Raw genomic sequence first — 11,688 nt, 5'->3', positions numbered from 1 at the left:
CGACGGCGCGGTAGGCTCCCGCGCATGTCGGCTGAACCGGATCTGCCGGGACGCACGTCGGTGGAGCTGTTCGCGGGCGGCGGGGGCCTGGCGATGGCCGTGCACCGCTCGGGGTTCCGGCCGTTGCTGCTCAACGAGTTCGTCAGGTACGCGTGCGACACCCTCGAGGCCAACGTGGCTGCCCCGCGCGGCGAAGAAGAACGCATCCCCGAACCCGGTGAACGGATCCCCTTGGTTCGCGGTGATGTTCGCGACCTCAAGATGGGCTACCTCGAAGGTGCCGTCGACCTGCTCGCCGGCGGCCCTCCATGCCAGCCGTTCAGCTTGGGGGGCGTCGCGAAGGGCGACGAGGACAAGCGGAACATGTTCCCCGAGATGTTCCGCGCCATCCGGGAGATCAAGCCCAAGGCGTTCATCTGCGAAAACGTCCGCGGTCTGCTCAGACCCTCGTTCAGGCCTTACTTCGACTACATCACCCGCGAGTTGGAGTTCCCGTTCGAGGAGCGCGACCCCGAGGCCAGCTGGCTCCAGCACGACGCTATCCTCAAGCTGAAAGAGCAGCGCGGGAACGTCAAACCCACCGAACGGTACCAGGTTTTCACGTTTCCCGTGAATGCTGCCGACTACGGTGTGCCTCAGATTCGGAACCGCATCATCATCGTCGGTTTCCGAGGCGACCTGGACATCGACGCGGAGTTGCTACGACAGGCCGTCAAGCCGACTCATTCCGAGAGAGCGCTTATCCGCTCGATGCAGTCGGGCGAGTATTGGGAACGCCACAAAGGTATCGACCGGCGTACCGATGTACCGGAACATGTCAGGGAATACATCATGGGCAGGTCGGAGGCCGTCCTGCCGCTCGAGGAGGCTTCGGACGGGATGAAGCCTTGGCGGACCCTGAGGGACGCCCTGGCCGGTGACTCGGATACCGAACCGCTCCCCGATGTCCCCTGGACCCGACTGGACCGACGGCAGTACGACGACATGCCCAAGGAGCACATCGGCTGGCCGGATGCGGGCATCTACCCCGGCCACACGCCGAATTATTTGGATCGTCCCGCGAAGACGGTCAAGGCGGGTGTCCACGGTGTCCCGGGCGGCGAGTCGGTGATGCTGACCGACACTTTGATCGGCACCGATGCCGACGCTCCTCCCGTCAACAAACCGAGCGCCTACCCCTACCACCACCGGTACATGACGGTCCGCGAGACCGCACGGGTGATGACCTTCCCCGATGATTGGGAACTGTGCGGTCCTCGTGGCGAGCAGATGAAACAACTCGGCAACGCCGTCCCGGTCCTGTTGGGCGAGGTGTTCGCGAAGGCGGTTTCGACGGTTCTCGACGACGCCGAGAAACGACCGTGAGCCGTCAGTCCACGAGAGCTTGGAAACCCAAGGCCAACCGGGCGAGAGCACTGGTCGACGCCGAACAGGACAGGGCGGCCGGTGGCGCCCATCGCCGTGTCGTGGACCTGGGTTCCGGACGAACCGCTAAGGGCACCGTCGTGCTGAGGATGTCCGAGGGATCGGGGATCATCCGCGCGTACCTGCGGTGGCGGGACCAGGACCGCGCGATCTCGAGATCACTGGGTGCGGTCGAGCACGGCACGCGATCGGCGAACCTCACCGAAGGGTGGGAGAGGGCTCGCGCGCTGGGTCTGGTGCGCGACGAGGCGCTCCCGGACGAGTCGTGGGCGTCGTCGCGTGAGGTGCGAGCCTCGATGAGGGGTAATCGGGGTCGGGACACCACCCCCGAGCTTCGACTGCGCGCCGCGCTCCACGCCCACGGCCTGAGATATCGGGTATCGGTACGACCGCTGCCGGAACTGCGGAGGACCGCCGATATCGTCTTCACCAAAGAGCGGCTGGCGGTGTTCGTGGACGGCTGCTTCTGGCACGGCTGTCCAGAACACCACCGTCCGGCGAAGAAGAACTCCGAGTTCTGGGGGACGAAGATCCTCGACAACAAGCGACGCGACGCCGAGACCAACCAAGCCCTGATCGAGCACGGGTGGACGGTGATCCGGTGCTGGGAGCACGAGGATACGGATGCCGTCGTGGATCAGGTCGTCACGGCACTGGGTCGTGCCACAGCGCAGCGCTGAAGAAGGGGGATGCATGCCGGACATCACCGTACCGAAGGAAATCAGGGACTCCGTCATCCGCGAGCTCTACCGTCAAGTGGGGTCGTTGGACTGGGAAGGGGTGCCCGCCCGCGAGCGGACCGCCTACTACACCCGGTGGGTCGAGGACGAGGCGATCGGTGGGGAGTTGGCGGACTACTACACAGCGGAGGGCATGCGCGTCTGGCTTAAGGACGGCCCGTTGAAGGAGTACGCCCGAGCCCTCGAGAACATCGGCTCCTACGCCCCGTACGCGACGAAGAGACTGTCGCCTCCTGACGAGTTCATCGCCGAGTTGGTCGGTGACGAGTGGCGGATCAAGCCCGGCTCGGTCAAGGAGAAGCCGATGCACTGCTTGATCACAGACCAGGTGCGGGAACGCTACGTCTGTTGGGGTCGACCGCGCACATTCAGGGATCTGCTGTGGGCGGCGGTCAACAACGCGGTCACCGCACGGTCCAAGCCCCTCATCGTGGTGTACGTGACCGACGACCGGGAAGTCGAGGAGCGGCAGAAGCGACAGCACGAACGGATCGCGAGGCACTGCTCGTTGGATCTCGCTTACGTGCGTCGCCGCCTCGAAGCGCTGCCGCCGGCTTGACCGTTCCAGCCCGATTCGAAATCGTTCCACCTCTCGCCGGCCGTCAGATGACGGGCGTACTCACCTTGGAACCGTGCATGATGGCTGTATGGGGGAACTCTCGGGTGACGAGGCGAAAGCGCTTGCCGGCGGTTTGCGGCGGTTGGTGCAGGTGGCGGCGGGCCTCGTCGAGCAGGACGGCGACTCCTCGCCTTTGATCCGGCGGGTGCGGGAGCACCTCGGGTGTGAGTTGGCGCAGGTCCTGTCGGTCGCCACGCGGTTCGAGGTGTGGGAGCACGTCAACTTGCACCGGGGGGTCGAGGCGTACCTCGCGGAGCACACGCAGGCTGCCGAGTGGTTCGGGGTCGGTGGGCACCACCGCGGCCACGAGGACATCATGGGGATGCTCCTGGCGGCACGGCACTCCGCCGGGTACGCGCTCGGGTCGGCCGACTACGCGACGGCGGCGGTCGGGCCGGAGGACAGCGTCGAGGTCGTGCAGCTGGGGTTGGTGCCGACGCGCGCGCCCGACGGGACGCCGGTGCTGGTGGGCATCCGCGGGCCCAACGACTTCGGGCCGCCCGCGTGCCGGTTGGAGGTGCTCGCGGCCGATCGGGCGGCGGCACGGGCGGTCGGCGCGCAGGTCGAGCGGTTGATGCGGGAGCACGACGTGTTCCGGCGGCAGGTGCTGGCGTTCGGGGTGAGCGAGCACCGGGGCAACGAGCTGGTGACCTTCCTGCCCCGCCCCGCGCTGGACGCCGACGACGTGGTGCTGCCCGACGGCGTGCTGGACTCGATCGAGGAGCACGTCGTCGGCATCGCCGAGCACGCCGAACGGCTGCTCGCGGCGGGACAGCACCTCAAGCGCGGCCTGCTGCTGCACGGCCCGCCCGGCACCGGCAAGACGCACACCGTCCGCTACCTGATGAGCCGGCTGCGCGACTGCACGGTGATCCTGCTGACCGGGCAGGCGATGCGGTTGATCGGGCAGGCGGCGGCGCTGGCCCGGCGGTTGCAGCCGTCGATGGTCGTGGTGGAGGACGTCGACCTGGTCGCCATGGACCGGGGTTTCGCGGGCGGCGCCACGAACCCGCTGCTGTTCACCCTGCTCGACGCCATGGACGGGGTCGGGGCGGACGCGGACGTCACGTTCGTGCTCACCACGAACCGGGCCGAGGAGCTGGAACGCGCGCTGGCCGACCGGCCGGGACGGATCGACCTGGCGATCGAGGTGCCCCGGCCCGACGCGGACGGCCGCCGCAGGCTGGTCGAGCTGTACGGCCGGGGCGTCGACCTGCGCGCGGACCTCGGGCCGGTGGTCGAGGCGACCGAGGGCGTCACGGCGTCGTTCATCAAGGAGCTGCTGCGGCGGGCCGTGCTGAACGCGGTGCGGGCCGACGGCTCGGGCGGCGTGCCGGTGATCGGCGACGAGCTCGCGGACGTGGCACGCGCCATGGCCGGCGAACGCGCCTCGCTCACCGGTGTGCTGCTCGGCGGCGCGGAAGGCCCTCCGCCCTCGGGTGGCGGTCCGGGCGAGCCGCGCCCCGGCCTGGCCCCGCCGGGGCCCACCTCGACCAGGTACCGGTCCTGAGCGCCTGAGAGCCGCCCGGCGATTCCCACCACCTCCCGTCCCGTGCCATGGTGGTCCTGACCGAAATTGGTCTGGACCTTCAACGGAGAGGGGATCGGCGACGATGCGCGGCACGACCGTGTTACCGGGAACGCCCTGCCGAGCGCCACGCGACGGCGAGCTGCCCTTGCACCGGCTGGAGGTGCCGGTGCCCGACGCGCTGCCGTTCGCGGTCGGCACGTTCGAGACCATCGGCCCGATGTCGCGCGCGTCGTTCCCGCACCGGCACACGTTCCACGAGATCGTGCACGTCACCGGCGGCACCGGCACGCACGTGGTCGACCTGGCCCGCTGGGAGCTGCGCCCGCCGCACCTGTGCGTGATCGCGCCCGGCCAGGTGCACCACTGGGACGACGCCCGCGACCTGGAGGGCTCGGTGCTGCTGTTCACCGACGACTTCCTGCTCGACCACCCCGCCGACCGCGACCTGCTGCGCCGGCTGAGCGAACGGCCGTGGCTGACGCTGGACGAGCCGACGCACGCCCGGATCAGCCGGTCGATCGCCGAGCTGCACGACGAGTACCGGCGCGGCGAACCGGGCGTGGACACGGTGCTCCGCGCGCTGCTGCACGTCCTGGTGGTGCTCATCGTGCGCGCGGCCCGGCTGCCCGCGACACCGGCCGCCCCGCCGCCCGCCCGGCCCGGCGCGGTGGCGGAGGAGTTCGTGCGGCTGTCCGCCCGCACGGACCACCGCCTGTGGTCCGTGCGGGCGTACGCGGAACGGATCGGCGTCACCCCGGGCTACCTGACCGAGGCGGTGAAGGCGGCCACCGGGCGCACGCCGTCGCAGCTGGTCCGCCAGGCGCGCACGCAGGAAGCGCAACGGCTGCTGGCGAAGACCGAGCTGACCGTGCGGCAGGTGGGCCACCGGGTCGGGTTCGACGACCCCGCCTACTTCTGCCGCTTCTTCCGCCGCGAGACGGGCCTGAGCCCCGGCGGGTTCCGCCGCGCGGCCGGGCGTTCACAGTGAGCGCGACGCGCAACGCCGACCGCGAGGATCACCACGAACAGCGGTTCCAGTCCATCGTCCGCGGCCGGGCGCCGTCCGTACGTTCGTGGTGATTCCCCAACCGACGCCCCACGAGGAGCAAGGCATGGACGCACCCACGGACGGCGACCCCGGCACGACCGAGCAACCCCTCGGCGACGAGACGAACGCCCGCCCGCTGAGCCGCAAGACGGTGCTGCGCGCCGCGGTCGCCGCGGGGGTCGCGCTGCCGGTGGCGATGATGGGCGTGCCCGCGCTGGCCCGCACCATCGGCGCGAACGGCGGTCCGCTGGAGCTGACGCCGGCGTGCGACGACGGCGACGACCCGACCCCGCCGCAGACCGAGGGCCCGTACTTCAAGCCCAACTCGCCGCGCCGCACGTCGCTGGTCGACGCGAACACACCGGGCACCAGGCTGACCGTCACCGGCTACGTGTTCGGCCTGGCGTGCCTGCCTCTCGGCAACGTGCTGATGGACTTCTGGCAGGCCGACGTCAACGGCGTGTACGACAACACCGGCTTCCGGTTCCGCGGCCACCAGTTCACCAACCCGGACGGCACGTTCACGCTCACCACGATCGTGCCCGGCCTCTACCCCGGCCGCACCCGGCACATCCACGTGAAGCTTCAGGCGCCGGGACGGCCCGTGCTCACCACCCAGCTGTACTTCCCGGGCGAGCCGCGCAACAACACCGACACCATCTTCGACCCGCGGCTGCTGATGGAGGTGCGCAACGTCGGCAGCGGCCGTGAGGCGAAGTTCGACTTCGTGCTGAACGTGCCGCAGAGCACCACCACCCGGCCGACCTCCGGCACGACCACCACCCCGTCCTCGCCGGGCGGCGGCACGTGGGCGGTCGGCACGAACTACGCGATCGGCGCGACCGTCACCTACAACGGCGTCGGGTACGTGTGCTTGCAGGGGCACCTCGCCCAGCCGGGCTGGGAACCACCGAACGTGCCCGCGTTGTGGCGCGCGGAGTGACCGCGGCCCGACGCCCGTGAAGGGAACCCCTCGGTGTTGCGGAGGCGCCGGGGGGTTTCCCGCGCACAGGGGTGGGTGCGGGGGTCGCGCTGGGGTTCCCACCGCGCGTGGCCGCGGTCATGTTCGGCCCGGACAGCACGGCTCGCGATCGACGTGGACGACCTGGCGATCGGGACCGCGCCGCCGCCCGTCCCACCGGTGAGCCCGACCTGGGAACGCGCTGGTCAGGACGTGCGGCCGGTGCCCTGCGGCGGCACGTCGGCCGGCTCGCGGAACAGGTCGGTGTAGGACCGCTGCTCCTCGCGGCGGGGGCCGCTCGCGTCCTCGGGGCGGTCCGTGTCCGGGTGGCTGAACAGCACTTGGTACGTGGATGACATGTGGTTCCGACTTTCTCCGCGTCCCGTGCGTGCTCACGGCCGGCGGTGCCGGTCCGGAGCCCTCGCACGGCGCGAGGGTGTGGGGGTTCGCAAGACAGGAACTTCCCCGGTGACGCCCACGGTACACATCAGGGGGCGGTGACCGCCACAGCGTTACGCCGAAACCACTCGTCCACTGTAGACGTGCACCCGCCGACTCGAGTGACCTGGGTCACTGCGGACGGCTGCCGGGAACAAACCCCGGACGCCACGCCGTTGCACCGGGTGGTCGTCAATTTTGTGTCCGTGTTTCCATCGAAGTTTCGCGGGAATGATGTTGCGGACGAAGTTCTTCCTTTGGGTTGCCGGAGAAGTCTCGTCTGAAATCCGACCCGACGTCCCGACCGGGGCGACGCACCGGCACCGCCGAAGGAGAAATCATGACTCAGGGAACCGTGAAGTGGTTCAACTCGGAGAAGGGCTTCGGCTTCCTCGCCCGCGAGGACGGCCCGGACGTCTTCGTGCACTACTCGGAGATCGAGGGCAACGGCTACCGCAGCCTCGAGGAGAACCAGCGCGTCGAGTTCGACGTCAACCAGGGCCCGAAGGGGCCCCAGGCCGTCGGCGTCCGCGCCCTCTGACCCACCCCGCTTGCTCCTACCGGCCGTGACGCCGGCGGAGACCGTGAACCCGTCGCCCCCCGCTCCCGCTCCCGGGACCGGGGGGCGACGGGTTTCGCCACCCCTCGATCGGGACGACCGAACGCGGCGCATCACCCGTCCGGCGAAGTCTTCCGCTCCAGCGGTGGAAAACCACCGCTCCACAGTGGACCCGTCGTCGCGCCGGCCGGTGCCGCCCGCCGAACAGATTCACGCCGACGGCTGAACACCCCGCGCCCTCACCAGGCGTCGTGGCTCCGGTAGGCGGGCATCGGCTCCTCGTCCTCCACCGGCGCGACTCGCCGGATCACGCGGGGTGGCACGGCGACCGGTGGTTCGCCCGGCGGCTCGTCGCCGAACACCCGCCGGTCCTCGGCGAGCACCTGGTCGAGCAGCTTCGTGTCGCCCAGCGCGGAGCGGACGACCTCGGCCTGCCGCCGCGCCGCGTCCGCGCGGGCCAGCGCGATCACGCGCAGCGTGGCCGACGACAGCGCGGCCGGGTCCGTCGTGCGCACGGCCGGGCCGAACGAGATCGACTTCACCGCGCCGTCCGACCCGGCGACCACGCTCACCAGGCCGTCGCCGGAGGTCGCCGTGCCGACCACGTCCCGCAGCCCTTCGGTCATGCGCCGCAACGACTCCGCGCGCAGCCGGTTGTCGGCCGCGGCCGTGTCCAGTGCCTCGATGCGGCGCACGAGGATGTCGGCGGACTCCGTCACCGGGATGCCCCTTCGTCCGGTCGGATGGTCTTCAGGAACGCCTGGAAGTCGCCCACCAGGTCCTCGAACTGCTCGGGCGTCGCGCTGAGCACGATCTCCAGCACCGCCCGCCTGCGCTCGTCGCGCACGTCCGCCAGGGCCAGGAACACCTGGAGCTGCACCAGCTCCACCGGTCGCCCGTCGATCGGCGCGGTCAGCCGCAGCACCTGCGTGTAGCCCGACTCCAGCTCGTTGCGCCGGCCGACCTCCACCCGGCCGACACCGCGTTCCAGCCGGGCCGCGGCCTGCTCGGCGAGCTGCGCCAAGGTGGCGTCGTCCGCCCGGACCTCGCCGGTGATCGTGATGTTGGGGGTGAACCCCGCGCCGGGGGCCGGGCGCAGCGCGACGAACGCCGCCTGCGGCGCGCCGACCTCGTCGGGCGGCGCGGACAGCCACCCGTCGGGCAACGAGAACTCGATCGGCACCGGAAGGGTGGTGGCCATGGCTGGTGTCCTCCTGGGGTGGTTCATCGGCCGAACAGGCGGCCGATCGCGCGCCCGGCGTGCTCCACGCCGCGGCCGACGTCCTTGGCGATCTCGCCCACGTCGTCCGCGACGTCGACCACCGTCTCCACGACCTCGACCGGGTCGACGCTGACGTCGAACCCGACCTTGCCACCCACGCCGAACGCGAGCCCCACCGACCCTCCGACGTGGAACTTGCCGTCCTCACCCATACCGAACTGCCCGCTGGCGTGCCCGCCGATGCCCGCCCACGCCTCGCCGTTCACGCCCGCGCCGACGCCCGCCACCTCCGCGCCGGCCTGACCGGACACCTTGGCCCCCGCGAACGCCTCGGCGTTGCCCTTCGCGCCCAGCACGCCGATCGAGCCCTTGACCTCGCCGGCGACGCCGATCGTGCCCTCGGCGCTGCCGGACACGCTCGCGTGCTGCCCGAGCTTGATCTCACCGTCGGCGTACCCGCTGGCCAGGTAGGCACCGGCGTGCGCGCCGACGGAGACGCCCGCGTAGCTCGCGGTCGCCGTGTACCCGGCGTCCGCGCCGAGCACGGACCCGCCGATGCGGCCCTGCCCCGAGAGGGGCCCGGCCGTGAAGTCGCCGTCCTTCTCGCCGTGCGCGACGTCGACATGCCCGTCGTCGCCCCACTCGCGCTCGTGCAGGTCGATGCCGATCTTCTCGGCGATCTCCCCGAGCGCGTCGGTGAGCAGGCGCTTGGACTCGCTGCCGGACTTGCTCTCGTACGAGCGCCCGTCGACGCCGTACTGCCAGCCGCCGGTGTCCTCGCCGTCCTCGTCCTTCTCGCGATGCGCCGCGCCGAAGGTCTTCTTGCCGAACGACTTCTTGTAGCCGCCCTTGCCGTCGGACTCCCAGCCCAGCGCCTTGGCGACCACGTCGCCGATGCCGGCCAGGCCGTGCCGGGCGTCGTCGAGCACCTTCTGCGCCTGGGCCGTGCCCGCCTGGCCGGGATCCTGGAACGGGCCGGGCGTGCCCGAGAGCGCCGCCACGGCGTGCTCGGCGGCGGCCAGCCGGGTCGCGGCCTGCGCTTCCAGGTACAGCTCGACGGCGCGTTGCGCCTCGCGCTGGCTCGCGACCAGCGCGTCGCCGTAGTCGGCCAGCAGCTGCCCGCCCCCGCCGAGGTCCTCCCCCGCCTGGGACCACCGCGGCGGTTCGGCCCGCAACGCCGACCGGAACGCGCCACCGGCCGCGCCGCTCCAGCCGCCCGGGTCGATCCGGCCCAGGTCCTCGCCGACGGCGACGACCATCCGCAACGTCCGCACGACCTGCCGCAGGTCGCCGGAGATCAGCTCGGGCTCGCCGGGGACGAGCGCCTTGGGGTCGGTGGTCTCGCCGAGCCGTGCCGCCATCAGGACACCGGCCCGTGCGGGTTGAGCCGGCCGAAGACGTCCGCGCGCTCACCGTCCACGTCCACGTAGGACGTTGCGGCCGCACGCAGCCCGATGGCGTGCTCCTCCGCTTCTTGGCGCAGCCGCTGCACGTGGGCGCGCATCTCCTCGATGAACGACTCCCACGCGCCGGCGACCCCGGCGTGCCCGTACTCGCCGCTGGGACCGCACCACACCATGCCCGCGGTCCTGTCGCCGACGTCGCCGATCTGCCCGGCCGCCCGCCGCAGCTCGTCGGGCACCGCCCCGAACCCGCTCATGTCCGCCTCACCTGTCCACTCGGCACCACGCCGTCAGACGGCGCGGGCCCGTCGGCCGTTCCCAGGGGTACACCTATAGCGGTAGGCGCAGCGCCCGCGCAGACGTTCGGCGGAATCCGGTTCGCGGGTCAGGGTGCCCGGCGGGGTGCGGGCGCCATCGCGGCGAGGATGCCGCGGGTGCGGGCCGGCGCGGTGGGCGGCAGCTCGGCGAGCACGTCGGCGAGCGACTCGGCGGCCAGGGTGCGCCGCCACGCGTCGTGCGCGTCGGCCATCTTCGCGGCGAGCACGCACGTGTCCCGGCAGTCCTGCGGCGGCAGCGCACCCCGGCCGCGTTGCCGGATCTCCTGGCACTCGTACGGCGAGGTAGCGCCGTCGACGGCCTCCACCACCTGGAGCAACGTGATCTCCGAGGCGGGGCGGGCGAGCCGGAAGCCGCCGCGCGGACCGGTCGTGGCGGCCAGCACGCCCGCCTTCACCAGCGCCTGCAACTGCTTGGCCAGGTAGGGCGCGGGCAGGTCGTAGTACGCCGCGAGCTGGGCCGCCGACGCGGTGGCCCCCGGTTCGAGCTGCGCCAGGGTCGTCGCGCAGTGCAGTACCCACTCCGTGCTCACAGGCAGCTTCACCCGGCCAGTCTATCCAAGATATTGCGGATCTGTTTAGTCCGAGATACGTTCGCGGTGGACACCGGAAGCGGAAAGGGATCGTCATGCGGATCGCAGTCGCCGGGGCGACCGGCAACATCGGCTCACTCACCGTCGCCGTGCTGGAGCGCGAAGGGCACGAGGTCGTGCGCATCAGCCGCGCGGCCGGCGTGGACCTGCTGTCCGGCGAAGGGCTCGACGCGGCGCTGAACGGGGTCGACGCGGTGGTGGACGCCGTCAACGTGCCCTCGGCGGACCGCGCCGAGACCGTGCGGCTGTTCAGCACGATGACGCGCACCCTGCTCGACGCCGAGGCGCGGGCGGGCGTGCGGCACCACGTGCTGCTGTCGATCGTCGGCATCGCCGACATCGAGGGCAACGTGCACTACGCGGGCAAGCGCGAGCAGGAACGCCTGGTCACCGAAGGTCCCGTGCCGTGGACGATCGTGCCGGCCACGCAGTTCCACGACTTCGCCGAGATGGTCGCGGGCTGGACCGAGCAGGACGGTGTCGCCACCATCGCGCCGCTGCTCGTGCAGCCGATCGCGCCGCAGGACGTGGCCGAGGTCCTCGCCGAGGTCGCGGTCGGCGAGCCGCGGGGGCGTTACGCGGACGTGGCGGGACCGGAGACGCAGGACCTGGTCGACATGGCCCGGCGCACGCACCAGGCGCGGGGCCGGGACGTGCGCCTGGTGCCGACGTGGTCGGGCGTGTTCGGCCCGGAGATGGCCGGGAACGCGCTGCTGCCGGGCGCGAACGCCCGCATCGCGCCGACCACGTTCGAGGAGTGGCTGGCCAAGTCGGTGTGAGGGCCGGGACCGGTCCGGCGCCTCGTCTCGGCGCC

At 71.4% G+C, this 11,688-nt stretch carries 14 protein-coding genes; 8 read left to right on the top strand and 6 right to left on the bottom strand.

Annotation, left to right across the window (positions count from 1 at the left end; genetic code table 11):
• Positions 1-24 precede the first annotated feature (24 nt).
• From LZG04_RS04085 to LZG04_RS04060, 6 genes are all read left to right on the top strand, one after another.
• Entirely contained in the window at positions 25-1,365 is a 1,341-nt protein-coding gene (locus LZG04_RS04085) for a DNA cytosine methyltransferase (RefSeq protein WP_267934854.1), read from the top strand.
• A 101-nt stretch (positions 1,366-1,466) separates the two neighbouring features.
• Positions 1,467-2,105, top strand: coding sequence for a very short patch repair endonuclease (locus LZG04_RS04080; RefSeq protein WP_233813229.1), 639 nt, complete (start codon positions 1,467-1,469; stop codon positions 2,103-2,105).
• A gap of 13 nt (positions 2,106-2,118) precedes the next feature.
• Complete coding sequence (locus tag LZG04_RS04075) at positions 2,119-2,724, top strand: hypothetical protein (protein WP_233813226.1); 606 nt, start codon at positions 2,119-2,121, stop codon at positions 2,722-2,724.
• 88 nt (positions 2,725-2,812) lie between these two features.
• A complete protein-coding gene (locus tag LZG04_RS04070) occupies positions 2,813-4,294 on the top strand; it encodes an ATP-binding protein (RefSeq protein WP_233813224.1) in 1,482 nt (493 codons plus the stop codon).
• A gap of 166 nt (positions 4,295-4,460) precedes the next feature.
• Positions 4,461-5,303: an AraC family transcriptional regulator gene (locus tag LZG04_RS04065; RefSeq protein ID WP_233813222.1), complete on the top strand. Its 843-nt coding sequence runs from the start codon at positions 4,461-4,463 to the stop codon at positions 5,301-5,303.
• A gap of 124 nt (positions 5,304-5,427) precedes the next feature.
• Positions 5,428-6,306 carry a carbohydrate-binding protein gene (locus tag LZG04_RS04060; protein ID WP_233813220.1) on the top strand — a complete coding sequence of 293 codons (879 nt, stop codon included), beginning with the start codon at positions 5,428-5,430 and terminating at the stop codon, positions 6,304-6,306.
• 224 nt (positions 6,307-6,530) lie between these two features.
• On the opposite strand, the gene LZG04_RS04055 is transcribed toward LZG04_RS04060, so the two are convergent.
• Complete coding sequence (locus LZG04_RS04055; protein WP_233813218.1) at positions 6,531-6,683, bottom strand: hypothetical protein; 153 nt, start codon at positions 6,681-6,683, stop codon at positions 6,531-6,533.
• 419 nt (positions 6,684-7,102) lie between these two features.
• Between LZG04_RS04055 and LZG04_RS04050 the strand changes: the two genes are divergently transcribed.
• The gene (locus tag LZG04_RS04050; RefSeq protein WP_106613936.1) at positions 7,103-7,303 is read left to right on the top strand and encodes a cold-shock protein; all 201 of its coding nucleotides are present in this window, start codon (positions 7,103-7,105) and stop codon (positions 7,301-7,303) included.
• A 257-nt stretch (positions 7,304-7,560) separates the two neighbouring features.
• On the opposite strand, the gene LZG04_RS04045 is transcribed toward LZG04_RS04050, so the two are convergent.
• From LZG04_RS04045 to LZG04_RS04025, 5 genes are all read right to left on the bottom strand, one after another.
• Positions 7,561-8,040 carry a YbaB/EbfC family nucleoid-associated protein gene (locus LZG04_RS04045; RefSeq protein ID WP_233813217.1) on the bottom strand — a complete coding sequence of 160 codons (480 nt, stop codon included), beginning with the start codon at positions 8,038-8,040 and terminating at the stop codon, positions 7,561-7,563.
• Complete coding sequence (locus LZG04_RS04040; protein WP_233813215.1) at positions 8,037-8,522, bottom strand: hypothetical protein; 486 nt, start codon at positions 8,520-8,522, stop codon at positions 8,037-8,039. The genes LZG04_RS04045 and LZG04_RS04040 overlap by 4 nt, the downstream gene beginning before the upstream one ends.
• A gap of 23 nt (positions 8,523-8,545) precedes the next feature.
• Positions 8,546-9,904 carry a putative T7SS-secreted protein gene (locus LZG04_RS04035; RefSeq protein WP_233813213.1) on the bottom strand — a complete coding sequence of 453 codons (1,359 nt, stop codon included), beginning with the start codon at positions 9,902-9,904 and terminating at the stop codon, positions 8,546-8,548.
• Positions 9,904-10,203 carry a WXG100 family type VII secretion target gene (locus tag LZG04_RS04030; RefSeq protein ID WP_233813211.1) on the bottom strand — a complete coding sequence of 100 codons (300 nt, stop codon included), beginning with the start codon at positions 10,201-10,203 and terminating at the stop codon, positions 9,904-9,906. The genes LZG04_RS04035 and LZG04_RS04030 overlap by 1 nt, the downstream gene beginning before the upstream one ends.
• Positions 10,204-10,331: 128 nt before the next feature.
• Positions 10,332-10,826 carry an Rrf2 family transcriptional regulator gene (locus tag LZG04_RS04025; protein WP_233813209.1) on the bottom strand — a complete coding sequence of 165 codons (495 nt, stop codon included), beginning with the start codon at positions 10,824-10,826 and terminating at the stop codon, positions 10,332-10,334.
• Positions 10,827-10,909: 83 nt separating this feature from the next.
• Here LZG04_RS04025 and LZG04_RS04020 point away from each other — a divergent pair, with 83 nt between their 5' ends.
• On the top strand, positions 10,910-11,653 hold the full coding sequence (locus LZG04_RS04020) for an SDR family oxidoreductase (RefSeq protein WP_233813207.1): 744 nt from the start codon (positions 10,910-10,912) through the stop codon (positions 11,651-11,653).
• Positions 11,654-11,688: the final 35 nt, after the last annotated feature.

The sequence above is a fragment of the Saccharothrix sp. S26 genome (genome assembly GCF_021390395.1).
GTDB lineage: Bacteria > Actinomycetota > Actinomycetes > Mycobacteriales > Pseudonocardiaceae > Actinosynnema.
This window is presented reverse-complemented; position numbering and strand designations above follow the sequence as displayed.